This window comes from Mesobacterium pallidum, from assembly GCF_019966535.1.
In the GTDB taxonomy this organism is placed as follows: Bacteria; Pseudomonadota; Alphaproteobacteria; order Rhodobacterales; family Rhodobacteraceae; genus Mesobacterium; species Mesobacterium pallidum.
The window spans coordinates 96,416-119,932 of sequence record NZ_JAIMID010000010.1; the positions used below are offsets into that span (position 1 = coordinate 96,416).

Consider the following 23,517-nt stretch of genomic DNA (forward strand, 5'->3'; position numbering starts at 1 on the left):
CTTGCCCGACAAAGTGAAATGGGTAATGGAAACGGCATCCCGTTAGCGGTAACATGAGCCCGCGGCAGGACCGCGCGGACAGACGGAAAGAAAAGGGACGCCTGCATGAGACGGCATCGCAAAGTCAAGATCGTGGCCACGCTGGGGCCTGCCTCGAGCACCTATGACATGATCCGCAAGCTGCACGAGTCCGGCGCGGACGTGTTCCGCCTGAACATGAGCCACGGCACCCATGACGAGCTGCGCGAACGGCACCGGATCATCCGGCAGGTGGAAAAGGACCTCGACAGCCCGATCGGCATCCTCGCGGACCTCCAGGGCCCCAAGCTGCGCGTCGGCGTCTTCGCCAATGGCGAGGAAGAGCTGGTGGCGGGCGAGAGCTTCCGCCTCGACCTTGACGAGACGCCTGGCACCAAGGACCGGGTCTGCCTGCCGCACCCCGAGATCTTTGCCGCGCTCAAGCCGCAGACCACGCTGCTGGTCAACGACGGCAAGATCCGCCTCACGGTCGACAAGTACGGCAAGGACTTCGCCAATTGCACCGTGGTGACGGGTGGCACGATTTCCAATCGCAAGGGCGTGAACGTGCCCGACGTGGTGCTGCCGCTGGCCGCCTTGTCGGACAAGGACCGCGAAGACCTCGAATTCGCCTGCCAGCTCGGTGTCGACTGGCTGGCGCTCAGTTTCGTGCAGCGGCCGCAGGACGTGGAAGAGGCGCGCGCCTTTGCCGCCGGCCGCGCCGCGATCCTGTCCAAGATCGAAAAGCCCGCCGCCGTGAAGGCGTTCGAAGAGATCCTCGCGGTCTCCGACGGCATCATGGTCGCGCGCGGCGACCTGGGGGTCGAGTTGCCCGTGCAGAACGTGCCGCCGATCCAGAAGCGTCTGGTGCGCGAATGCCGCAAGGCCGCCAAGCCGGTGATCGTGGCCACCCAGATGCTGGAATCGATGATCGAAAGCCCGATGCCCACCCGGGCCGAGGTGTCGGACGTCGCCAACGCCATCTACGAGGGCGCCGATGCGGTGATGCTCTCGGCCGAAAGCGCGGCGGGGCAATACCCGATCGAGGCCGTGACCACGATGGACAAGGTCGCCATCGAGGTCGAGGACGACCCGAACTACTCCGTCATCATCTCGGCCTCGCGCAGCGTGGCGCGCAACACGGTCGCGGACAGTATCGTTTCGGCCGCGCGCGAGATCTCCGAGGCGACGGAAATCCGGGCGATCTGCTGCTTCAGCCAGTCAGGCACCACGGCGCTCCTGGTGGCGCGCGAACGACCGGGCGTGCCGATCATCGCGCTGTCGCCGCTGATCGGCACCGCGCGGCGGCTGGCCCTGTCGTGGGGCGTCAACTGCGTGCTGACCAGCCCGGTCGAGCGCTTCAAGATGGCCGTGGTCGGCGCCGTGCGCGCCGCGCTGACGCTGGGCTATGCCAAGGAGCATGACTTTGTCGCCGTGACTGCGGGCGTGCCCTTCAACGTCAAGGGCACCACGAACATCCTGCGCGTCGCCCCCTGCGATGAGAAATTGATTTTCAACACCGACCCGGAGTAACCTCGCGCGCACGAGGAACGTGCGAGCAGGGACATCCATGGAACCGGATCTGATGCTGGTGGCCGGCATCGTCGTGTGCGTTTTTTCCGTGCCGGCGATGGTCTCGGCCATCTCGGACGGGCGCACGCCGCGCGTGGCCGCCATCGCCGTGCTGGTGGGGGGCGGGCTGATCGTGTCGGCGTTGAACGCCAGCCCCGGCGGCTATACCCTGGCCGAGGTGCCGCAGGCCTTTGCCCGCGTGATTGCCCGCGTCCTGCACTGATCCGCGACTTTCCTGTTGCAATGCCTCCCGGTGCCGCCTATACGGCGCGCCTATCCTGCGCGGCCGGCGAATGTGGCATGCCGAGTCGCGCTTAACGGAACCGTTGGAACAGGAGACGGAAATGCCCAAGATGAAGACGAAATCGAGCTGCAAGAAGCGGTTCAAGGTGACGGCCTCCGGCCGGATCAAGGCCGGCCAGGCGGGCAAGCGCCACGGCATGATCAAGCGCACCACCAAGTTCATCCGTGACGCCCGTGGCACCACGACCCTGTCGAAGGCTGATGAGCAGATCATCAAGCCGATGATGCCCTACGCTCGCTGAGGAGACTGACAGATGCCCCGAGTTAAAGGTGGAACCGTCACCCACGCACGTCACAAGAAGATTCTGGACCAGGCCAAGGGTTACTACGGCCGTCGCAAGAATACCTTCAAGGTCGCGGCCCAGGCCGTCGACAAGGCGAACCAGTACGCAACCCGCGACCGCAAGAACCGCAAGCGCAACTTCCGCGCCCTGTGGATCCAGCGGATCAACGCGGCCGTCCGCGCCCATGACGCTGACCTGACCTATTCGCGCTTCATCAACGGCCTGAACCTGGCCGGGATCGAAGTCGACCGGAAGGTCCTGGCCGACCTGGCCGTGCACGAGCCCGAAGCCTTCGGTGCCATCGTGGACCAGGCAAAGGCCTCGCTGGCCGCGTAAGCGCGCCGCGCTAGAACAAATCGGGCCGTCACGTCGCAAGCGTGGCGGCCCTTTTCGTTGTCTGCCCCGAAAGGCGTCGCCCATGTCGGCGGTCATCTTTGTCAACGGCCTGACCATCGTGCTTTTCGGCGGGCTGATGGTCCTGTGCAACCTGCTTTATCACGACACCGGGGGCGCCTTTCTCGAGGCGGGGCTGTGCGCGCTGGCCATGGGCGGGGCGCTGCTGATCGTCAGCGCCGGGCGGCTGTCGCGGCTGAAGCGCCTGCACACCTTCCTGCTGACCGCCTCGGTCTGGATGACCGCCGGCACGGTCAGCGCGCTGCCGCTCTGGCTGTGGCGCATGTCCCCCGCCGATGCCTTCTTCGAGGCGATGTCGGGCCTCACGACCACCGGGGCAACTGTGCTGTCGGGCCTCGACACGCTACCGCGCTCGGTGTTGCTATGGCGGGCGATGATCCAGTCGCTGGGCGGCATCGGCTTTATCGTCACCGGCATCGCGCTGCTGCCCTTCCTCAAGGTCGGAGGCATGCAGCTTTTCCGCACCGAAAGCTCGGACAAGGGCGAGAACGAGCTGGGCTCGGCCGCGCGCTTTGCCTCGGCATCGGTCGGGGTCTATGTCGCGCTGATCCTGCTCTGCACGCTGCTTTATGGCCTTGGCGGCATGTCGGATTTCGACGCGCTGACCCATGCGCTGACCACCATGGCCAGCGGGGGATACGCCAATTACGACGCCTCCTTCGGGCATTTCGACAGCGCCTACCTGCAATGGGTCTGCACGCTGTTCATGCTGTGCGCCGGGCTGCCCTTTGCCTGGTACATCAAGGTCCTGCGCGGCAAGCGGCAGGCCAGCGAGCAGGTGCGCATGATGCTGCTGACGCTGGGCGCCGTGATCCTCGGCCTCACGCTGTGGCGGGTCGAGACGGCGCATACGCCGATCTTCGAGACCTTGCGCATCGTTGCCTTCAGCGTGGTCTCGGTCGTCACCACCACCGGCTTCGCGGTCGAGGATTACACCGCCTGGGGCCCCTTTGCCGTCACCGCCTTTCTCGTGCTGACCCTGGTGGGCGGCTGCACCGGCTCGACCGCCGGCGGGGTCAAGGCGATGCGCTGGATCGTCAGTTGGCGCGCGGTGCGGGTGCGGCTGGCCACCATGGTGCGGCCCCATGCCATCCACCCGCTGCGCTACGAGGGCCGCCGCATCGCGCCCGAGGTGCTGGACGGCGTCATCGGCTTCTTCACCCTCTTCGCGCTGACCTTCGGCGTGATCTCGGTCGTGCTGACCCTTCTCGGCGTCGACACGCTGACCGCGATGTCGGGCACGCTGACCGCACTGTGCAACGTCGGCCCCGGCGTGGGCGCGATCATCGGTCCCGCGGGCAGTTTCGCCCCGCTCGACGGGGTCAGCAAGGTGATCCTGGCGCTGGCGATGTATCTTGGCCGGCTCGAGATGCTGACCGTCTTCGTGGTCTGCCTGCCGCGCTTCTGGCAGGAGGTGTGACGCCTTGGCGCCGTCCGCCTGCGCAGGTGCTTGCCGGTGGGCGCGCCATGGGGTAGCAAGCGCCCGAGTTTGGGAACGAGGACCGCCCGCAATGGACCAGCTGCGCGACAAGTACATCGACCTGATCGCAGGCGCCGCCGACGAGGCCGCGCTGGAAGAGATCCGCGTCCAGGCGCTGGGCAAGAAGGGCGAGATCAGCCTGCAGATGCGCGAACTGGGCAGGATGACGCCCGAAGAACGCCAGACCGCCGGCCCCGCGCTGAACGCGCTGAAGGACGAGATCAACAGCGCCCTCCAGGCCCGGAAGGTCGGTCTGGCCGATGCCGCGCTCGACGAACGGCTCAAGGCCGAATGGCTGGACGTGACGCTGCCGGCACGGGGGCGCCGCGTGGGGTCCATCCACCCGGTCAGCCAGGTCTGGGAGGAATGCACCGCGATCTTCGCCGACATGGGCTTCGCCGTGGCCGAGGGCCCGCAGATCGAGACCGATTGGTACAATTTCGACGCGCTGAACATCCCCGGCCATCACCCCGCACGGGCCGAGATGGACACGTTCTACATGCACCGCGAACCGGGCGACAACCGCCCGCCGCACGTGCTGCGCACCCATACCAGCCCGGTGCAGATCCGCACGATGGAGGCGCAGGGCGCCCCGACGCGCATCATCTGCCCGGGCCGTGTGTATCGCGCGGACTATGACCAGACCCACACGCCGATGTTCCACCAGGTCGAGGGGCTGGCGATCGACCGCGACATCTCGATGGCGAACCTGAAATGGGTGCTCGAGGAGTTCTTCTCGGCCTATTTCGGCACCGCCGTTAAAACCCGCTTCCGCGCCTCGCACTTCCCGTTCACCGAGCCCTCGGCCGAGGTGGACATCCAGTGCTCCTTCGAAGGCGGCACCGTGAAGGTGGGCGAGGGCGACGACTGGCTCGAAGTGCTCGGCTCGGGCATGGTGCACCCCAAGGTGCTGAAGGCGGGCGGGATCGACCCCGACGAATGGCAGGGCTTTGCCTTCGGCATGGGGATTGACCGGATCGCGATGCTGAAATACGGGATCCCGGATTTGCGGGCGTTCTTTGATTCAGACCTGCGCTGGCTGCGGCACTACGGGTTTGCCGCGCTGGATGTGCCGACGTTGCATGGCGGGTTGTCGCGGTGAAGCGGGACGACGATCTCATTCGGACTTTGCTTCTTGAGTTTGAAGCAGAGGATGATTGGTTAATCATGCTGCCCGGAACAACTAAGGGAGCAAGCGAGGAAGATCGTCTAAAGCTAGGTCACATCTATTTATTGATGGATAGCGGCCTTATGGTTCGTGTCGGCAACAGTACTGCGCGTTTGACTGCTCAGGGGCATGATTTCCTAAAAGCCATCCACGATGACAACATCTGGAAGAAAACGCGCGATGGTGCCGCCGCAGTAGGCGGGTTGACACTTGGTTTGCTCAAGGACCTTGCCGTTGGGTATTTGAAGCAAGAACTCGCCGAGAAGACGGGCATACAGATCTGAAGATCAGCTTTTGCAATTGGGTGGTTCATAGATGATTGGAGATGTTTCGCCCGGCGGCACGCCGGGCGGCGCCCGACCCTCCCCCCGGGAGGGCGCATTTGCGATGTCCTTCGCCACATGTCCGACGCCGGTTGAGGCAACGCAGCGCCAGCCACGACCCGGCCACTGCGCCCACCCAGGGTCGGGCGCCGCCCTTATCGCGTAGTTCGATGCCGGGAGCTTGCCGCGACGTGCTCCGATGGCCGGGTGCCATCTTCCATAGCGTCTGGTAAGGCCGAGGCTTGACCCCCACGCTGAACATGCCACCCTGCGCCCTATGAACCTCTTCTCCCACCAGAACCGCGAGCGCAACGCCGACACCCGCCGCGTCTACGCGGCCTATGAACTCGCCCACACCGCCGTCGATTTCGCCGCCGGGCTGATGTTCACCCTGGGCTCCGTCCTTTTCTTCTGGCCGCAGACCGAAACCGCCGCCATCTGGCTCTTCACCCTCGGGTCGGTCTGCTTCATGGCCAAGCCCACGATCCGGCTCGCCCGAGAGGTGAAACTCTGGCGCATGGGCCAGATCGACAAGCTGGCCAAACGCGAAGAGGCGTGACCCTGTCCCCCGCCAAGGCTTTGCGGTCAGGCGGATGCGCCCGTCCCCGAGGAAGCGTGAGACGCCAGGCCAACGGCCGTTTCCAAGCTTGGATCCGATCGCCCAGGCGACGGGGGTGTGCCGCGACATGGTGCCGAGTTCGGTGCGCATCCAGTCGTGAGGGTCTTCGATGAGCGGGGCCGCCAGTCGTTGCCGGGCGTCGAGTCCTGTGCTGGCATCCATTCCATTGATCTGACGCTCGATGGCAAGGATGGCGCCGATCTTCTTCACGGCTCCCAGCGCGACGGGCGATATGTCCTGCGCGGGCTGCGTCTGGCGGGCTCGCTGCTTGATGTCCGCAAGCTCGAAGACCTTCCGTCGGGCATGGCTCCGGCACGGAGCGCTCAGCATGGGGCCTTGATCACGCCCTCCACGGGAGAGGTCGGTGTCGCCGCTCAAGCAACCGCTGGCGATGCGGCCGCCGGTCGGGACGATGACAATGCCGATACTGCCAGCGACGGCCTCACAGGCGCGAAGGCCCGGGTTGCCCGGTAACCGTAAGGTCGGGCAGAGTCCGGGCGCGTCGGGAGGTTCGGACCCTTCCAAGCCTTCTTCTGACGGGTCGGTCGCGGCGCTCGGGCAGGTGTCGCATGGCCGGTCTCTGGCAAGGGGCCGCGCGGCAATTCCGGTTCCCGTATCTTGGGGCCGCGGATGTAAAGCAGGAATATCTATGCTGCCCGACAAGGGTTCGACCAGGGTTTCGCCCACTTAAAGTGATTTAAAACAGAGAATTGAGCGCGGCCTTCCGGCAGAACGGACCCTGAGGCCCGTTGATTTCGAGAAGTCATTGTTCCGGAAAATTTATACCCTCGCTCGGGTTTCGATTTCTATATGCCAGTCAGGGATGTGAAAGGTAGGGCCAATACGCGGGCGATCTGCCCGCCGTTGCGCAAAGATCATCGATATGGAGCGGCCATGAAACCTGAAGATTCGATCGACCTGACCCGCGTGGGCCCCGGCACCGTCATGGGCGATTTCATGCGGCAATACTGGATGCCGGCGCTGCTGTCCAAGGAGCTCGAGGCGGACGGCGATCCGATGCGGATCATGCTTCTGTGCGAGAAACTCGTGGCGTTTCGCGACAGCGAGGGACGTGTCGGCATCCTCGACCAGCGGTGCCCGCATCGTTGCGCGTCGCTGTTCCTTGGCCGGAACGAGGAAAGCGGCATTCGCTGCGTCTACCACGGCTGGAAGTTCGACGTTCACGGCAATTGCCTCGAGATGCCGAACGTTCCGGTGGATTACCGGTTCGAGCCGCGGGTCAAGGCCAAGGCCTACAAGACCCATGAACAGAACGGAATCGTCTGGGTCTACATGGGCCCGGACCAGGACAACCCGCCGCCGCTGCCGATGATCGAGGCCGCGCTGGCCGAGGATGCCGAGACCTGGTGCCTGATGCGCGACTGCAACTGGCTCCAGGCGTTGGAAGGCGACATCGACACCAGCCATGTGGGCTTTCTGCACGTCGGCTCTCTGCAGCTCGACGACATCGACGACGATCACCCGATGCGGCCGACGATTCTGAACCGGGCGCCGGAATACAAGGTGCAGCCGACCGACTGGGGCGTCATGTATGGCGGTTTCCGCGAAAATGACGACGGCCAGATGTCCTGGCGTGTCGCGCATTACATGTTCCCGTTCTGGACGCAGACCCCGAACAACCGGTTCCACAGCCGGGCCATAGCGCGGGCCTGGGTTCCGATCGACGACGAACATTCGATGCTGTTCGACATCACCTGCGGCTCGGACGAGGGCAACCCGGCCTACAAGTCGCGCCGCAAGTCGGGCGAGCTTCTCTTTGACAAGTTCGAATACGCGCCGAACGGGACCGGGTTCTACGACCGCTGGCGCTGTGTGGACGACGCGACCAACGACTGGGGCATCGATCGCCAAAGCCAGCGGGACGGGACGCAATACACGGGCATCGCCAACATCACCATGCAGGACCAGGCCGTGACCGAAAGCATGGGCCCGATCACGGACCACATGCATGAACGGCTGGCCCCGTCTGACGCGATGGTGTCGCGGACCCGGCGCCAGGCGTTGACGGCGGCCCGCGCCTTCAAGAACGACGGCAAGGCGGCGCCGGGCGTGCGCAACCCCGAGATCTTCTACCAGGCCCGGGCAGGATCGTTCCTGCATGCCCCGGAAGATCCGCTCGACAAGGCCTACGAGGCCGCGCTTGGCAAGGCCGAGCGCTACGGCAAGGCACCGGAACCGGCCGAATAGGCCGGCCCGACAGGAAACGCGCGAGACACAGATGAAAGCCAGACTGATACAAATCCGGCTGGAGGCCGAAGGGGTGCATGCGTACCGCTTCGAGCCCCTGCCGGGCGAAACACTGCCGCCGTTCGAAGCGGGGGCCCATGTCAACGTGACTCTGGGCGACGGGATCACGCGCAGCTACTCGCTTCTCAACGATCCCGCCGACCCGTCGTTCTACGAGATCGCGGTGCACCTTTCTCCGACGTCCCGGGGCGGGTCACGGTACATCCACGAGCACTGGCATGTCGGGCTGGTGGTCGACATGACCGACCCGTCGAACAACTTTCCGCTGGACGAAACGGCGGCGCACAGCGTGATGATCGCGGGCGGGATCGGGATCACGCCGCTGCTGTCGATGATCGACCGCCTCGACGCGATCGGCCGGCCGTGGGAGCTGCATTACGTGGCCCAGTCGCCGGAACGTGCCGCCTTTGTCCGGCACCTGTCCGGGCGTGACAACGTGCATGTGCAATTCGACGGGATCGAGGGCGGCCAACCGCTTGACCTCAGGGGGGTCGTCGAGGCGGCGCCGGCTGACGCGCACCTGTATTGCTGCGGACCCCAGGGGATGCTGGATGCCTACAAGGGCTTTGCGGCGGGGCGACCCAAGGGGCATGTCCACCTCGAGTATTTCACCGCGGACACACAGATCGCCACCGAGGGCGGATTTGTCGTCGAGCTGGCCAAGTCAGGCAAGTCCTTCGAGATCAAGGAAGGCGACCGCATTCTCGACGTGCTGCTCGACAACGGGGTCGATGTGCCGTTCGCCTGCTCCGAAGGCACCTGCGGCACCTGCGAGACTCGGGTGATCGAGGGCACGCCGGATCACCGCGACTTCTTTCTGACCGACGACGAACGGGCATCGGGCGAGATGATGATGGTCTGCTGTTCGGGCTGCAAGTCCGACAAGCTTGTACTGGACCTGTGATGCCGCAACTCGATGACATCCGGATCCCCGAGGCGGGATCGTTCCGGTTCGACGGGCGCGTGGCGATCGTCACCGGCGCAGGCAAGAATGTCGGTGCGGCGATCGCGCGGGAATTGCACGCGGGCGGCGCACGGGTTGCCGTGACCGATGCGAATGCCGATTGGGCGCGCGAGACGGCCAGGGCACTGGACCCCAGCGGCGCGACGGCGCTGGCGTTTGAACTGGACGTGCGCGAGGTCGCGCATTTCGAGGCGGCCCGGGACGCGATCCTCGCGGAGTGGGGCGCCTTGGACATCGTGGTGAACAACGCCGGCTGGGCCAAGCGCACCCCGGTCGAAGAGATCACGCCCGAGGAATTCGATGCCGTGATGCAGGTGAACATGCGCAGCGTGTTCCTGTCCTGCCAATGCTTCGCCCCTGTCCTGACGGGGCGGGGCTACGGGCGCATCGTCAATGTCACCTCGCTGGCGGGGCAGAACGGCGGGACGGTGGCGGCGCCGCATTACGCGGCCTCCAAGGCGGGCGCGAACATGCTGACCAAGTACTTCGCCCGCTACCTTGCGGGAACCGGGGTCACCGTGAACGGGGTCTGTCCCGGCCCGATAGACAGCGCCAAGACGCGGCTGAGCGCCGAGCAGGTCGCGGCGGTCGAGGCGCAGGTCCCGATCGGCCGCTTCATGCGGCTGGACGAGATCGCGGCGGCGGTCGCCCTGTTGGCGTCGGACCGGGGCGGGTTCTTCATGGGCGCAACTCTGGATATGAACGGCGGTCTCTATATGCGATGAACACAGCCAGGCTGTGTACGGGACCAGAAGCTGATGACCACTCATCCGTTCGACCTCAACCTGCGCCATCTGCGCGCCCTGCTCGCGATCAGCGCGCAGGGCAGCATCAGCGGCGCCGCGGATGTCGTCAGCCTGTCCCAGCCCGCGCTGACCCAGGGGTTGGCCAAGCTCGAGGATCAGATCGGCTCGCCCCTGTTCGAACGCCGCACCGACGGCATGGTGTCGACACGCATGGGGCAGCTTGTCATCGACCGGACCAGGGCGGCGCTTGGCCATCTTGCGACCGGGGCCAAGGGGTTCACCAAGGTCTTTTCGCACCCCGAGAATGTCATGACGATGACCCAGCTGCGCGCCTTTCTCGCGCTTGCGGATGCGGGCAGCTTTGTCGGCGCGGCGGCCAATACCGGTCTCAGCCAGACCGCCGTGCATCGCGGTGTCCGGGAACTGGAAAGCGTCATGGGCGCGACCCTGGTCGAGCGACGCGGCCGGGGCGTCTGGGTCAACGCCGGGGGCAAGCGCTTTGCCCGCGGCGCGCGGCTTGCCATGTCGGAACTGTCGGCCGCCCTGGCCGATGCACAGGAGGAAAGCGAGGGCGAACATATCCTGATCGGGGCGCTGCCGCTGTCTCGGCCCTTCCTCGTGCCCGCCGCGATGGGGCGGCTCGCGGCAGAGCGTCCGCGCGCCAGGTTCGAGGTCTCGGAGGGCAGCTGGCGAGAGCTGGTCGAGCCACTGCGGGACGGGGCCATCGACATGATCGTCGGCACCTTGCGATCCTACGAGATCGCGGACCTCAGGCAAATTCCGATCTACGACGACGAGCTGGTGATTGCCGCCGGGGCGGAGCATCCGCTCGCCGGGTCGACGGAGCTGGACGTCAATGCGCTTCGTGAATACCCTTGGATCCTTCCGCCGCGCAATTCCCCGCTGCGCGGAGAATGGGAGAGGCTGTTCTCGGACGGGGCCAAGCCCTTTGCCCCGGTCGAGACCGGATCGGTAATGATCATCGGCCGGTTGCTGACCGAAGGGCGCTTTCTGACCCTGCTGTCACCATCGCAGATCGCCTTGCAAATCAGCGCCGGGCTACTTGCGCGGGTCGGCCCGCCCCTGCCGGATTCGACTCGCCGCCTGGGGTTGACCACGCGCCAGGACTGGCGTCCGACGCGGCTTCAGCGCCGCTTCATGGAAATCCTGACAGATCTCGGTGAGAACCCCGAGGCGCTGCATTCCCACGCCTTGGCCACGCGCGGGTGGGTTTGACACACTTTCGCTAATTCGATGGGCCGTGTGGGTTTGCGATTGGACCATGTCCAGATAGAAACCTAGCGTACTATTGCCGAAACATGCAGGAGAGGCGGTGCCCCAAGGCGCTGCTCGAGGAGGGACGATGTTTCTGAGAAACTACTGGTACGCGGCCGCCTTCAGCGGTGACATCCCGGAACTCAAGCCCGTCGCGCGCACGATCATGAACGAACCTGTGGTGTTCTTTCGCGGCTCGAGCGGCCGGATTTCCGCCGTCGAGGACCGGTGTTCGCATCGCGCGATGCCGCTGAGCGCAGGCCATATCGACGGCGACGTGATCCGCTGCGCCTATCACGGGGTCGAATTCGACGGGCAGGGGCGCTGTACCCGAATCCCGAACCAGGACCGCGTGCCGGCTTCGGCGCATATCCGGACCTACCCGGTCGTCGAAAAGGACAGCATGATCTGGATCTGGATGGGCGCGGCCGACGCGGCCGATCCATCCACGATCCGGGACAACGAAGAGCACCGGTCGGACGACTGGAGCTGGACGCATTTCTATTTCCATGTGAAGTGCAACTGGCAGCTGCTGGTCGACAACATCTTCGACCTCACGCACCTGGCCTATATCCATGCCAACACGATCGGCGGGAATCCGAACACGCATTTCACCGCCGACACCAAGGTGAATTTCGATGGCGAGCGGGTGCAGCTCAACCGGCGCATGCCCAACTCGGTCCCGCCCAAATCCTATGTCGACGGCAAAGGGTTCACAGGCAACGTGGATCGCTGGCAGGAGGTCGAATACCATCCGGCGAGCGGGATGATCCTGCGCGTGAATGCCGGGGCCTGCGATGTCGATACCGGTGCCTACGAGGGCAAGCGCGATCACGGGTTCAAGATCCTGAACGTTCATTGCGTGACGCCCGAGACCGAGACCTCGACCCATTACTCCTGGTCGATCTGCACCAACGCCGACAAGGGGTCGGGCGTGGACAAGGTGGTCTTTGACCAGTTCTACGACACGATCCGCGAGGACGAGGATGCGCTTGAGTTGCAGCAGATGCGCATCAACAGCGATCCGGACCGTCCTTTCGTGGGCATCGCCTCGGACGGGGCGGTGAACATGGCGCGCAAGCTGCTGGACAAGCTTGCGCGGGCCGAGAGTGACAAGATCGCCGCCGAGTGATCCGACCGGCGCCTGTCCGGCCGGGCCGAATTGGTCGGGCCAAAAAGGATGGAAAGAGGGTCATCTTTATCCATCGCCCTGCAAGATAAGACTTGCGGGGCGTGGTGTGTCCGGAAATAATAGGTAGAACCATTAGCGCATTTGCGCGGGAGTGAGGACTGGATGGGACAGGTGTCCGAGATCAAGATCGACCCGAAGACCGTGCTGGCGGGCAATCCGCGCAAGATGCTGATCGACGGCGAATGGGTCGATGCCCTGAGCGGCGAGACATTCGACACGATCAACCCGGCGAACGGCGAGGTGCTGGCCACCCTGCCCAAGGGCGGAAAGGCGGATGTCGACCGGGCCGTGGCCGCGGCGCGGCGCGCCTTCGAAGGGGACTGGTCCCGGCTGACGCCGTTCGACCGGCAGGGCCTGCTGATCAAGCTGGGCGACCTGATCGAACGCCATTTCGACGAGATCGCGATGACAGACACGCTCGACATGGGCGGCCCGATCTCGCGCACCCTTCTGGGCCGTCGTCGCGCGGTCGGCCTTTGCCGGTACTACGCGGGCATGGCGACCAGCGTCCACGGTGCGAGCTATGCCAATTCGGCGCCCGGCAACCCGCTGTCCTATTCGGTCAAGGAACCGGTTGGCGTGGTCGGCGCGATCAACCCCTGGAACGGACCCTTCGGCCTGTCTTTGTGGAAGATCACCCCGGCGTTGGCCGCGGGCTGCACCATCGTTCTGAAGCCGGCCGAACAGGCGCCCCTGTCGCCGCTGGTCCTGGGCAAGCTTTGCATGGAGGCAGGCATCCCGCCGGGCGTCGTGAACATCGTCACCGGCTTTGGCGACGCGGGCGCGGCGATCGCGGAACATCCCGGTATCGACAAGGTCGCCTTTACCGGCTCGACCGAGGTCGGCCAGTCGATCATCCGCGCCTCGGCGGGCAACACCAAGCGCGTGTCGATGGAACTGGGCGGCAAGTCACCCAACATCGTCTTCGCCGATGCGAACCTGGCCAAGGCGATCCCGGCGGCGGCGATGGCGGTGTTCATGAACTCGGGCCAGATCTGTTCGGCCGGCACGCGGCTGTTCATCGAGCACTCGATCTACGACGAGGTGATCGACGGCATCGCCGCGTTCACCCGCACGCTCAAGCTGGGCGATCCGACCGACCCGGCCACCGACCTCGGCCCGCTGGTGACCCGCGAACAATACGAGAAGGTCGCGGGCTATATCGAGAGCGGCCTGGCGCAGGGTGCACAGATGAAGACCGACCCCGACTGGCGTCCCGGCGGGGACATGGCCCGGGGCAACTACATCGCGCCCACCCTGTTTTCCGAGGTCCAGGACGACATGAAGATCTGCCGCGAGGAGATCTTTGGCCCGGTCATCTCGGCCATCCGCTTTTCCAGCATCGACGAGGCGATCCGGCGGGCGAACGACACGCCCTACGGGCTCGGCTCCGGCGTCTGGACCCGTGACATCAACAAGGCGAACAAGGTGGCCGCGGGGCTTCAGGCCGGGTCGGTCTGGGTCAACTGCTACCAGCAGCTTGATCCTGCGGTGCCCTTTGGCGGCTACAAGATGTCGGGCTTCGGACGCGAAAGCGGTCCCGAGCATATCGAAGAGTTCCTGAACACCAAGGCGATCTGGGTGATGCCGGACGAGGTCGCCTGAGAACCGGGCGGGGGGAGGACACGCGGATGAGCGAGACCTACGATTATATCGTCGTCGGGGCCGGATCTGCCGGGGCGGTCGTCGCCGCCCGGCTGGCCGCCGACACGCGCATCCGCGTGGCGCTGGTCGAGGCGGGCGAAAGCGACAGGCGGTTTCCGTCGAACATCAAGACCTTGCTGCCTTTCGGCAATGTCTTCCTGCTCTCGGACAAGCGCTATAACTGGCAATACCAGTTCGAGGGCGCGCCCGAGGTCGGTGGCCGCGAGATCAATTGCCCCCGAGGCCGGATGCTCGGCGGCTGCACCGTTCTGAACGGGGCCGTCTACATCCGGGGTCATGCCCGGGACTATGACGACTGGGCCGCGCAGGGCGTGACCGGCTGGGCCTATTCCGACGTTCTCAAGGCGTTCAAGCGGCAGGAGAGATGGGCCGGCGAACACAGCCAGTTCCATGGCACGGACGGAGAGCTGGACGTGCGCCCTCTGCCCAGTCCGAACGCCGTGGCGCGGGCCTTTGTCGAGGCCGGCCAGCAGGCCGGATATGCCCGCAACGACGACTTCAACGGCAACACGCAGGATGGCGTGGGCTTTTATCATGTCAACCAGCGACGCGGGAAACGCCTGAATGCCTCCCGTGCCTTTCTTCGCGGGGTGGAGGGGCAGGCGAACTTCGACATCCTGACCGAGGCGCATGTGCACCGGATCGTCATCGCGCAGGGTGTCGCGACCGGGGTCGAGATCGAACAGGCCGGCCAGCGGCGCGTGATCCACGCGCGTGAAGAAGTGGTCCTGTCGGCAGGCACGATGAATTCGCCGCAGCTGCTGATGCTGTCGGGCATCGGCGCCGGGGACGAATTGCGCGCCCATGGGATCGACGTGGTCCTTGACCTGCCGGGCGTCGGCAAGAACCTCCAGGACCACCCGAGCATCGGCATCACCGCGCAGGACAAGTCGCGCGCATCCATGGCGCTGAACGCGCGGACCCTGCCGCGCATGGCCTTTGCCGGAGCCCGCTACCTGCTGGCGCAGGACGGGCCGTTCTCGTCCAACGCGGCCGAGGCGGGCGGGTTCGTCCGAACGCGTCCGGGGTTGGACAGGCCGGACGTTCAATTGACGCTGGTGGTCGGAATGAAGGGCCGGGCGGACATCCTGCCCAAGGAGCACGGCTTTGTGCTGCACGCCAACGTGGCGCGTCCGAAGTCGCGCGGGTCGGTATCTCTGCGCTCGGCGGACAGTCGCGCCAAGCCGGTGCTGGAACATGGCTTCCTCAAGGACGACGAGGATCTGCAGACGCTGGTGCGCGGCCTGAAGGTCAGCCGCAGCATCGTCTCGCAGCCGGCCTTTGCGCATGTCATGGGCGAAGAGATCACGCCGGGCGCGCGGTACCAGAGCGACGCCGAGCTCGAGCAGGCCGTGCGCGACCATGTGGCCACGGTCTATCACCCCGTCGGCACCTGCCGGATGGGGGTCGACAGCGACCCCTGGGCCGTTCTGGACGACCGCCTGCGGGTGCGCGGCATACGCGGTCTCAGGGTCGCGGACGCCTCGGTCATGCCGTCGATCGTCGGCGGCAACACGTCCGCGCCGGCGATGATGATCGGCGAACGGGCGGCGGAATTCATCTTGCAAGAACGGGGAGGACAGGCACATGAACTTCGATCTGCCTGAAGACGTGGCCGCGATCGTCGATACGACGAAATCGGTGGTAAAGAAACTTCTGGCGCACGAGCCCGAGTTCCAGCGGACCGGCGTGGTGCCGGACGTGGTCAAGCAAACGCTGCTGGATGGCGGCTATTACACCATCAACTTTCCCGAGGCCCATGGCGGGCTGGGGCTTGGCGCGCTTGCGACCGCCTGCGTGCAGGCCGAACTGGCGCATTTGCCACCGCAATTCTGGGCCGAGTGCCGGGCTCTCATGGGGCCGGGGTCGCGCACGCTGCTGAACCACGGAACGGAGGCGCAGCAGGAGGAATGGCTGCCACGGCTGATGTCGGGCGAGATCGGCATTTCCATCGGCATCACCGAACCGCAGGGCGGATCGGACATCTCGGGGATGCGGACCACGGCCGTCAAGGATGGCAACGGGTGGCGGTTGAACGGTGAAAAGACCTATATCTCCAACGGGTTGAAAGCGGGTGTCTGCTTTGTCCTGGCCTATACGGACAAGTCCCGCGGCCCCAAGGGCGGCATGTCGCTGTTCATCGTGCCGCGCGCTTCCGAAGGTTACAAGGTGGCGGGGACGCTCGAGCTGATGGGTACGGCCACGCCCGGCGTCGCGCATCTGACCTTTGACGATATCAAGCTGCCGGCGGATGCGTTGGTGGGCGAAGAAGGCAAGGGCCTTGCCTATGTCATGGAGGGGCTGAACGCCGGCCGCATGTCTGTGGGCTCCACCGCGTTGGGCATGGGCGAATTTGCCCTCGAACTGGCGACGGACTGGGCGCTCGAGCGCGATGTCCACGGCGGAAAGCTGGCCGACAAGCAGGCGATCCAGCACATGCTGGCGGACATGAAGCTCGACATGCATGCCGCGCGGATGGTGATGTACGAGGCGACGACGCGCTATGATGCCGGCAGGGGCACGCGGGCCTCGACCTCGATGTCCAAGCTCATCTGCACCGAGGCCGGATGGCGCACCGTGGACAAGGCGCTGCAGATCTTCGGGGGCGCGGGCTATGTGCGTGGGATGATCGTCGAACGCTTGTACCGCGACGTGCGGATCACCCGCATCTACGAAGGGTCTTCGGAGGTGCAGCGCAACACCATCGCCAAGGAAATGCTCGCGGCCTGAGCCGGGACAGGTCCGCTGCCCGTCAAAGGGCCGGCAAACCCGCCGCATCCGCGGCGGGTTTTCACGTGTCGCGGCGGTGTCTTGCGTAAAGGTGCACTTACACTTCACATTTTCCTATGCCCGCGGCGCATTTCGACAGGCCAGCAGGCATGGTTTCACCTTGGTGTATGTTGACGGATCAACGTAAAAGGTCGCAAATGGTCGGACCAAAAGACGCGAGCCTGACAGAACGATGAACGCCCTGTTTTCGAACGAGTTGCCACTGTGTCCCGGTCGCAGGATGGGGCGTATGCCCGGCCCTGTTCCGGCTCGGCCGCCAAGCCGCAACGGGGCGGCCCGGACCCTCGGGGCAGTCGATCCGGTCGCGTCCAAAAGAACTCAACTTGCGCCAAACGCATAGCGTAACCGAAGGCCGTTTCGGTGATCCGGGGCGCTTTTGGACGGCGCAATCACGTCAAATCGGGAGGAAACATGACCACATTCTTCAACATCGCACGCCGCGGCGTGATCGCCGGCCTCGTCGGGACGCTCGCCGCGCTGCCACTTGGCCTTGCGCCGGCCCAGGCGCAGGACGCGGAGGCCACGCTGAAGGTGTCGTTCTTCACGCCGCCGTCGTCGGACAACAACAAGCTGGTCCGTCGCCTGCAGGAGAGGCTGACCGAGGCCACCGATGGCCGCCTTGTGCTCGACTTTTACGAGGCGTCCCAGATGGGCCCGGCGCCGCGTCAGTTCGACCTGGTGCGCACCGGGGTCGCGGATGTCTCGATCATGCTGATCGGCCTCGCCCCGGGGCGGTTCCCGCTGCTTGAGATGCTCGACTATGCGGGTGTCATCGACGAGGGCGTGTCGCCGGAGGTCGCCGTGCCGGCCACCTCGGCCGCGCTCGAGATGAGCGATGCGTACCTGTCGCGCGAAATGGCGGGCGTCAAGCTGCTGAACATCGCGGTCCTGCCGAACCCGATCATCATCTCGAAGGATCCGATCACCTCGCTCGCGGACCTCAAGAACAAGCGCATCCGGCATCCCGGCGCGGCCCATGCGGTCATGCTGGAAAAGGTCGGCGCCGTTCCGACCGCCGTGCAGTCGAACGAGATGGCCGAAGCGCTGGCGCGGGGCGTCGTGGATGGCGTGCTGACCGGCTATACCGGTGTGGACGTGTTCCAGCTTCAGGACAGTGCGACATACGTGCTTGAACTGCCGTCGGGCGGCATGACCTTTATCGCTGTGATGAACCAGGACAGCTATGACGCGCTGCCGGCAGACCTGCAGGACATCTTCGATACGCAATTCGGTCCGGCCAACCAGGCCGAATGGGGCGCGCATCTTGCGATCGGCGAGGTAGAGGCCCGTGACCGTCTGCGTGCGGATCTGACCATCACGCAGCTGCCCGAGGCCGATATCGCCCAGTTCCGCGAGGTCACCGCCGGCATCCGCGAAGGCGCGGCCGCCGAGCGGGACGCGAAAGGCATTCCGGGCACCGAATTCCTCGAGCAATTGCGCAAGCGCGGCGAAAGCTACCGCTGATCGGCACCGCCTTTGCCGGCCGGGCGCGTCGGACACGCGTCCGGCCGGCTTGCTGTCTGGAATTGACCGGAGGACATGATGCTGGACCGCCTCAACAGGTTTCTCGTTATTCTGGCGGCTGTCGCGCTTTTCGCCGTGATCGCCGTCACGCTGTTCGACATCGGGATCACCCTTGTCACGGGGCGGCCCTACAGCGGGGTCTATGACATCGTTCAGGCCTTCCTCGCGGCTTCGGTGTTCCTGGCGCTGCCGGTCGTGTTCCGGGATGAAACGAACATCCAGGTCAATCTGATCGACGGATGGATGGGGCCGCGGGCGCGGGCGGTGAACCTGCTGGTCGCCCGGCTGGCGACGCTGGTGTTCATCGTGATCGTCGGCTGGGCCGAGATCCGGCCTTTCCGCGACACGCTGATGTTCGGGGACATCCTGTACGAGACCGGGCTCAAGGTCTGGATCATCTGGATTCCGATCCTCGCCGGCACCGCGCTGTCCATCCTCATGGTGCTCACGACCTTCCGGCGACCCGCGCCGCAAGCGACCGGAGGCAGCGAGGCATGAGCATCCAGGCCATCGGGGTGATTGGCGTCGTAACCCTCATCCTTCTGATCTTTCTTAGATTTCCCGTGGCCGTGGCGATGGGTCTTGTCGCCTTTGTCGGCTATGGCTCGATCAACGGGTTCCAGAGCGCGTTGCAGGTGCTGGGCGTCATTCCCTTCGATCTGGGCACGAACTATGCCCTGTCGCAACTGCCGCTGTTCGTGCTGATGGGCGACTTCGCCGTCCGCTCCGGCATGTCCGCGCGGCTTTATGCGGCGGCGCAGACGGTGTTTTCCGGCCTGCGCGGAAGCCAGGCCTATGCCACGCTGGGCGCAAGCGCCGGGTTCGGTGCGGTCAGCGGCTCGTCCATCGCGACGGCGGCGACCATGACCCGCGTCTCGGTGCCGCCGATGCGCGCGGCGCGCTATGACGACCGGCTGTCGGCCGGCAGCATCGCGGCGGGGGGCACGCTGGGGATCCTGATCCCGCCGTCCATCGCACTGGTCGTCTACGCCATGATCGCCGAGCAGTCGGTGCCGCGTCTCTACGCCGCCAGCCTGATCCCGGGCCTTGCGCTGTGCCTGCTTTACTGCGTCGTGGTCGCCGTGCTGGTCAAGCTGAACCCGGCCATGGCCCCAGAGAGCGAAGACCGCGTGGGCATCGCCCGGCGCATCCGCGCCCTGGGCCAGGTGTGGGAGATCGCGCTGCTGTTCGCCGTGGTGATCGGCGGCCTCTATTCGGGGATCTTCACCGCGACCGAGGCGGCTGCGGTCGGCGCCTTTGGCGCCTGGGTGCTGGGTTTCGTGACCCGGCGGCTGACCTGGCGCGACACGTTCGAAGGCTTTCTGTCGACCCTGCGGACGACCGCGATGCTTTATGTCATCCTGATCGCCGCCAATGCCTTTACCTATTTCGTGGTTCTCACCCAGATCCCGCAGGGGCTTGTCGAATTGGTGACGTCACTGGGGCTTGGCCCGGTCCTGGTTCTGATCGTGATCGGGGTATTCTATGTGATCCTCGGCTGCTTTCTGGAAGCGTTCGGCATGATCCTGATCACCGTGCCGATCCTTTTGCCCGTGGTGGTTCAGGCGGGGTACGATCCGATCTGGTTCGGTGTCTTCCTTGTCGTGATGATCGAACTCGGGATGATCACGCCTCCGGTCGGGATGAACATCTTCGTGATGCAGGCCGAACTGACCCGGATGCCGCTGTCGCGCCTTTACCAGGCCGTGCTGCCCTTCCTGTCGGCACCGATCGTGCTGGCACTCCTGCTGATCCTCGCGCCGGGCATCGCGACCTTCCTGCCGAGCCTGTTCTTTGACTGAGGCCGCGCGCGCGGCCCGGGCCCGCGACCCATTCAGGGTTGCGGGCGGTTCATTGCCCCGTTGCAAAAGGTCGCGAAACCGCTGAAACTCGAATGGTCTGACATTTAAAGGCCGTGCACCGTGACCGAAGCGAAGAATTTCAAACCCATCCGAACCAAGCGCGCCTTCGAGGAGGTCTGCGAACAGATCCGGCACGAGATACAGTCCGGCAACCTGACCCCCGGCGACAAGCTTCCCTCCGAGCGTGAACTGGCCGAGACCTTTCAGGTCAGCCGCTCGACCGTGCGCGAGGCGTTCCGCACGCTCGAGATCGGCGGGGTGCTCGAGTTGCACAAGGGTGTGCATGGCGGGGCCGTCGTGGTCACGGGCAACGAGCGCCCGATCACGCAGACCATGGCGGACCTGTTGTCGCTGGGTGGCATTTCCCTAAAGGATTACACCGAGGCGCGTGCCTGCATGCAGCGCGAGATGATCCGCCTTGCCTGCGAACGCGGCACCGACGAGGATTTCGCCGCGATGGAGGACAACCTGGCCCGGATGCGCGCGGTGGGGCCCGGCATCTCGGTCGAGGAGCGCACGGCCTTCACGCAGGAGTTCTACGACGGGCTGGCCCGGGCGACGCATAATGGCGCCATGGTCATCATCATGCGGGCCTTTACCGAACCGCTGTCGTTCTACCTCAACAAAATCGGCGTCGACCGGGCCTGGGATGTCGCGGCCTCGCGCGAGAAGTTCGTGGCGCATCTGCGCGACCGCGATGCCGACGCCGCGACCCAGGAGATGATCGGCCACATGGACCGCCTGCACACCTACATGTTGTCGCAGCAGGCCGAGTGAAGGCGGCGCCGCGCCGGGCGCGGCGCGCGGATCAGTTTCCGAACAGCAGGAACCCGGCGACGGCCAGGGCCAGCGCCGTCCCCACGAACGGGCCGTTCCAGCGCAGCCCGACCGTGCCCGCGCTTTGGCCCGTGGCGCCCGCCGTGACAATCACGGTCGAGGTCACGGGCGACAGCAAGAGCGAAAGCGACCATCCGACCTGGATGGCGAGGATCAACAGGATCGGCTGGATCTCGGCTTCGGTCTGGACGACCGAGGTGACGAGGACCGCCGCGATGATCAGCGGGTTGATCCCGATCAGCGAGGTGCCGATCACGATGATCGCCAGCGCGGCGGCAAGCTGCCCTTTCTCGAGGCCCGCGCCACGGACGATGCCGTCGATCACCGCATGCGGGATCAGGTCCACCGCGACGATGCCGAGAAAGCCCGCCGCGCCCATGATGCAGATTTCATTGACCGATCCGGGAAAACCCCGGGCCGTGCGCAGGGCCAGGTCCTGCAGGGCGCGGACCGGCCCCTGGCCCGCGCCGGCGCCCAGGATCGACCAGCCAAGGGCAAAGGCGGGCACCACGATCAGGATCGCGGCCCGCAGGGGCAGGCGGGTCAGGTATTCAAGCAGGGCGGCGCTGGCGCTGATCGCCACCAGAACGGCCAGCAGGCCCACCAGGGCAGAGGGCTTGCCGCCGCGCTGGACGATCGTGCCCGGGCTTGGCATCGGGTTCTGGATGCGGTCGAATATCCAGCCGAGGACCAGGTAGGATAGCGTCACGCCCAAGCCGTAGGGCAGGTAGTGCACCAGGCTGACGTCCGGCACGAGCGTCAGCAGCAGGTTCAGCGACAGCCCGAGCGGCGACCAAAGGATCGTGGCCGCGAAGCCCCGCATCGCGGCCGTGGTGATCCGGCGCAGCTGGATGTCGCGGATGCGGTCCGGCGTTCCCTTGGCGATCCGGCCCGCCATCGCAGTATCGAGCAGCAGCAGGTAGCCGCCGATATTCAGCAGGATGCCGAAGATGTGGCCTCCGCTTGCCAGAAGGACAAAGCGGCGGTTGGGCGGTTGGCGTACCGCGAACTCTCCGGCGTCGCGGATCATCGGCGACGAACGCGCCGCGAAGCGCAGGAGGGTGAGCACGATGATCAGGGCCGGCAGGTAGGCCGAGCGGTTGGCGACGCGGGCGAAATCCTCTGCGCCCGCGCCCTGAAGCCCGAAGAGCAGGGCGGCGGCGAGCGACAGCACCAGGAAGACCCGGGCGGTAGGGCCCGTCCCCCGAAGGTTGACCAGAACGAAGACCAGGATCAACAGGAAGGCCCCGATCGACAGGCCGTGCAGGCCCAGCACGAGGTCCCCGAGCACCAGTACGGGCGAGGCGACCACGGCCAGCGTGGCAGTCACCGACAGAATGTCCCGGCCTGACCGCACGCCCGCCTCCCGTATCTCTCAATTTTGGTTCTACCAATTGACGCGGCGCGGGCAAGCCGCGACACTGGGAACGGTTGGCGAAAGGCGGACCATGTTGCTAAGGATGAGCCGCAGCAGACAAGGGGAGCGTGATGGCCAAGACCAACCTGAAACCATTGGCGGTGCCGTTCAAGCCGGTACAATCGCACCGCAGTTTCGAACTGGTCTGCGAGCGCGTGCGCGAGAAGCTGCTGCAGGGCGAGTTGAAGCCGGGCGACAAGCTGCCGCCGGAACGTGACCTGGCCACGCAGCTTGGTGTCAGCCGGAACGTGGTGCGCGAAGCCTTGCGATCGCTGGAAATCGCGGGGGTCGTCGCGCTCAAGAAGGGCGTGAAGGGCGGCGCCTTCATCCAGGAGGGCGCCGCCAGTTCCATCTCGCAGGCCATGTCCGACCTCATCACCCTGCGGGCGGTGTCGCTCAAGGACCTGTTCGAGGCGCGGGTGATGATCCTCGAGATGGTCATCGACCGCGCCTTCAGCGACAAGGCCACGCCGGACCTCTCGGCGATGGAGGACGTGGTGGCGCGCACCGCGGTCGCGGCCCGCAACAATGCCATCGCCGAGCGGGTGCGACTGGCGCGGGAGTTCTACCACGAGCTGGCGTCGCTGACCGTGAACACGGCGATCATCTTTACCGTCGACAGCCAGACCGAGCTGGTCCAGACCTTCCTGCGATACCGGGTCGGCGAGCTGGAGCCGGAGGCGCTGATCGCCTCGCGGACCGAGTTCCTCGGGTTGCTGAAAGCCGGAGACATCGACGGCGCCAAGGCCAACCTTCGGGCCCACCTGAACAAGGTGCACACCAGCCTGTGGTAGAG

Annotated in this window: 22 protein-coding genes and 1 pseudogene; 21 read left to right on the forward strand and 2 right to left on the reverse strand. The window is 65.5% G+C overall.

Features of this window, described 5'->3' with window-relative positions:
- Positions 1-105: 105 nt before the first annotated feature.
- The 8 genes from pyk (at position 106) to MF270_RS15705 (ending at position 6,121) form a co-directional block, all read left to right on the forward strand.
- A complete protein-coding gene (gene pyk, locus MF270_RS15670; RefSeq protein WP_238366846.1) occupies positions 106-1,551 on the forward strand; it encodes a pyruvate kinase in 1,446 nt (481 codons plus the stop codon).
- A 37-nt stretch (positions 1,552-1,588) separates the two neighbouring features.
- Positions 1,589-1,813, forward strand: a complete 225-nt coding sequence (locus MF270_RS15675) for a hypothetical protein (protein ID WP_238366847.1) — start codon at positions 1,589-1,591, stop codon at positions 1,811-1,813.
- 121 nt (positions 1,814-1,934) lie between these two features.
- Positions 1,935-2,135, forward strand: a complete 201-nt coding sequence (gene rpmI, locus MF270_RS15680; protein WP_085877532.1) for a 50S ribosomal protein L35 — start codon at positions 1,935-1,937, stop codon at positions 2,133-2,135.
- 12 nt (positions 2,136-2,147) lie between these two features.
- Entirely contained in the window at positions 2,148-2,513 is a 366-nt protein-coding gene (rplT, locus tag MF270_RS15685; RefSeq protein ID WP_238366848.1) for a 50S ribosomal protein L20, read from the forward strand.
- A gap of 82 nt (positions 2,514-2,595) precedes the next feature.
- Complete coding sequence (locus tag MF270_RS15690) at positions 2,596-4,011, forward strand: TrkH family potassium uptake protein (protein ID WP_238366849.1); 1,416 nt, start codon at positions 2,596-2,598, stop codon at positions 4,009-4,011.
- A 91-nt stretch (positions 4,012-4,102) separates the two neighbouring features.
- Positions 4,103-5,173, forward strand: coding sequence for a phenylalanine--tRNA ligase subunit alpha (gene pheS, locus MF270_RS15695; protein WP_238366850.1), 1,071 nt, complete (start codon positions 4,103-4,105; stop codon positions 5,171-5,173).
- Positions 5,170-5,523, forward strand: a complete 354-nt coding sequence (locus MF270_RS15700) for a DUF2513 domain-containing protein (protein WP_238366851.1) — start codon at positions 5,170-5,172, stop codon at positions 5,521-5,523. The genes pheS and MF270_RS15700 overlap by 4 nt, the downstream gene beginning before the upstream one ends.
- A 316-nt stretch (positions 5,524-5,839) precedes the next feature.
- Positions 5,840-6,121, forward strand: a complete 282-nt coding sequence (locus MF270_RS15705; protein WP_238366852.1) for a YrhK family protein — start codon at positions 5,840-5,842, stop codon at positions 6,119-6,121.
- An 87-nt stretch (positions 6,122-6,208) separates the two neighbouring features.
- Here MF270_RS15705 and MF270_RS28425 read toward each other — a convergent pair.
- A pseudogene (locus tag MF270_RS28425) lies at positions 6,209-6,511 on the reverse strand (IS66 family transposase); the annotation flags it as partial.
- Positions 6,512-7,075: 564 nt separating this feature from the next.
- Here MF270_RS28425 and MF270_RS15715 point away from each other — a divergent pair.
- The 12 genes from MF270_RS15715 (at position 7,076) to MF270_RS28370 (ending at position 21,244) form a co-directional block, all read left to right on the forward strand.
- On the forward strand, positions 7,076-8,389 hold the full coding sequence (locus MF270_RS15715; RefSeq protein WP_238366854.1) for a Rieske 2Fe-2S domain-containing protein: 1,314 nt from the start codon (positions 7,076-7,078) through the stop codon (positions 8,387-8,389).
- 31 nt (positions 8,390-8,420) lie between these two features.
- Positions 8,421-9,353: a PDR/VanB family oxidoreductase gene (locus MF270_RS15720; RefSeq protein WP_238366855.1), complete on the forward strand. Its 933-nt coding sequence runs from the start codon at positions 8,421-8,423 to the stop codon at positions 9,351-9,353.
- Complete coding sequence (locus MF270_RS15725) at positions 9,353-10,138, forward strand: SDR family NAD(P)-dependent oxidoreductase (protein WP_238366856.1); 786 nt, start codon at positions 9,353-9,355, stop codon at positions 10,136-10,138. The genes MF270_RS15720 and MF270_RS15725 overlap by 1 nt, the downstream gene beginning before the upstream one ends.
- Before the next feature lie 33 nt (positions 10,139-10,171).
- Entirely contained in the window at positions 10,172-11,395 is a 1,224-nt protein-coding gene (locus MF270_RS15730) for a LysR family transcriptional regulator (RefSeq protein ID WP_238366857.1), read from the forward strand.
- 127 nt (positions 11,396-11,522) lie between these two features.
- A complete protein-coding gene (locus tag MF270_RS15735) occupies positions 11,523-12,566 on the forward strand; it encodes an aromatic ring-hydroxylating dioxygenase subunit alpha (RefSeq protein ID WP_238366858.1) in 1,044 nt (347 codons plus the stop codon).
- A 162-nt stretch (positions 12,567-12,728) separates the two neighbouring features.
- A complete protein-coding gene (locus tag MF270_RS15740) occupies positions 12,729-14,231 on the forward strand; it encodes an aldehyde dehydrogenase family protein (protein WP_238366859.1) in 1,503 nt (500 codons plus the stop codon).
- 26 nt (positions 14,232-14,257) lie between these two features.
- On the forward strand, positions 14,258-15,898 hold the full coding sequence (locus MF270_RS15745; RefSeq protein ID WP_238366860.1) for a GMC family oxidoreductase: 1,641 nt from the start codon (positions 14,258-14,260) through the stop codon (positions 15,896-15,898).
- Positions 15,879-17,021, forward strand: coding sequence for an acyl-CoA dehydrogenase family protein (locus tag MF270_RS15750; protein ID WP_238366861.1), 1,143 nt, complete (start codon positions 15,879-15,881; stop codon positions 17,019-17,021). Before MF270_RS15745 ends, MF270_RS15750 begins: the two co-directional genes overlap by 20 nt.
- Before the next feature lie 471 nt (positions 17,022-17,492).
- Entirely contained in the window at positions 17,493-18,545 is a 1,053-nt protein-coding gene (gene dctP, locus MF270_RS15755; RefSeq protein WP_238366862.1) for a TRAP transporter substrate-binding protein DctP, read from the forward strand.
- Positions 18,546-18,623: 78 nt separating this feature from the next.
- Positions 18,624-19,103, forward strand: coding sequence for a TRAP transporter small permease (locus MF270_RS15760; protein WP_238366863.1), 480 nt, complete (start codon positions 18,624-18,626; stop codon positions 19,101-19,103).
- Complete coding sequence (locus tag MF270_RS15765; RefSeq protein WP_238366864.1) at positions 19,100-20,407, forward strand: TRAP transporter large permease; 1,308 nt, start codon at positions 19,100-19,102, stop codon at positions 20,405-20,407. Before MF270_RS15760 ends, MF270_RS15765 begins: the two co-directional genes overlap by 4 nt.
- 120 nt (positions 20,408-20,527) lie before the next feature.
- Complete coding sequence (locus tag MF270_RS28370; RefSeq protein ID WP_238366865.1) at positions 20,528-21,244, forward strand: FadR/GntR family transcriptional regulator; 717 nt, start codon at positions 20,528-20,530, stop codon at positions 21,242-21,244.
- A gap of 31 nt (positions 21,245-21,275) precedes the next feature.
- Here MF270_RS28370 and MF270_RS15775 read toward each other — a convergent pair whose 3' ends face one another.
- A complete protein-coding gene (locus tag MF270_RS15775) occupies positions 21,276-22,661 on the reverse strand; it encodes a hypothetical protein (protein WP_238366866.1) in 1,386 nt (461 codons plus the stop codon).
- Between the two features lie 131 nt (positions 22,662-22,792).
- Between MF270_RS15775 and MF270_RS15780 the strand changes: the two genes are divergently transcribed.
- Entirely contained in the window at positions 22,793-23,515 is a 723-nt protein-coding gene (locus tag MF270_RS15780; protein ID WP_238366867.1) for a FadR/GntR family transcriptional regulator, read from the forward strand.
- Positions 23,516-23,517: the final 2 nt, after the last annotated feature.

Bases quoted from the DNA above. Each gene is read 5' to 3' on its own strand.
- MF270_RS15705 (WP_238366852.1), top strand. From the start codon at position 5,840: ATGAACCTCTTCTCCCACCAGAACCGCGAGCGCAACGCCGACACCCGC.
- pheS (WP_238366850.1), top strand. From the start codon at position 4,103: ATGGACCAGCTGCGCGACAAGTACATCGACCTGATCGCAGGCGCCGCC.
- MF270_RS15750 (WP_238366861.1), top strand. From the start codon at position 15,879: ATGAACTTCGATCTGCCTGAAGACGTGGCCGCGATCGTCGATACGACG.
- MF270_RS15740 (WP_238366859.1), top strand. From the start codon at position 12,729: ATGGGACAGGTGTCCGAGATCAAGATCGACCCGAAGACCGTGCTGGCG.
- MF270_RS15720 (WP_238366855.1), top strand. From the start codon at position 8,421: ATGAAAGCCAGACTGATACAAATCCGGCTGGAGGCCGAAGGGGTGCAT.
- pyk (WP_238366846.1), top strand. From the start codon at position 106: ATGAGACGGCATCGCAAAGTCAAGATCGTGGCCACGCTGGGGCCTGCC.
- MF270_RS15725 (WP_238366856.1), top strand. From the start codon at position 9,353: ATGCCGCAACTCGATGACATCCGGATCCCCGAGGCGGGATCGTTCCGG.
- MF270_RS15780 (WP_238366867.1), top strand. From the start codon at position 22,793: ATGGCCAAGACCAACCTGAAACCATTGGCGGTGCCGTTCAAGCCGGTA.
- MF270_RS15715 (WP_238366854.1), top strand. From the start codon at position 7,076: ATGAAACCTGAAGATTCGATCGACCTGACCCGCGTGGGCCCCGGCACC.
- MF270_RS15730 (WP_238366857.1), top strand. From the start codon at position 10,172: ATGACCACTCATCCGTTCGACCTCAACCTGCGCCATCTGCGCGCCCTG.
- MF270_RS15745 (WP_238366860.1), top strand. From the start codon at position 14,258: ATGAGCGAGACCTACGATTATATCGTCGTCGGGGCCGGATCTGCCGGG.
- rplT (WP_238366848.1), top strand. From the start codon at position 2,148: ATGCCCCGAGTTAAAGGTGGAACCGTCACCCACGCACGTCACAAGAAG.
- dctP (WP_238366862.1), top strand. From the start codon at position 17,493: ATGACCACATTCTTCAACATCGCACGCCGCGGCGTGATCGCCGGCCTC.
- MF270_RS15675 (WP_238366847.1), top strand. From the start codon at position 1,589: ATGGAACCGGATCTGATGCTGGTGGCCGGCATCGTCGTGTGCGTTTTT.
- MF270_RS15735 (WP_238366858.1), top strand. From the start codon at position 11,523: ATGTTTCTGAGAAACTACTGGTACGCGGCCGCCTTCAGCGGTGACATC.
- MF270_RS15690 (WP_238366849.1), top strand. From the start codon at position 2,596: ATGTCGGCGGTCATCTTTGTCAACGGCCTGACCATCGTGCTTTTCGGC.
- rpmI (WP_085877532.1), top strand. From the start codon at position 1,935: ATGCCCAAGATGAAGACGAAATCGAGCTGCAAGAAGCGGTTCAAGGTG.
- MF270_RS15765 (WP_238366864.1), top strand. From the start codon at position 19,100: ATGAGCATCCAGGCCATCGGGGTGATTGGCGTCGTAACCCTCATCCTT.
- MF270_RS15760 (WP_238366863.1), top strand. From the start codon at position 18,624: ATGCTGGACCGCCTCAACAGGTTTCTCGTTATTCTGGCGGCTGTCGCG.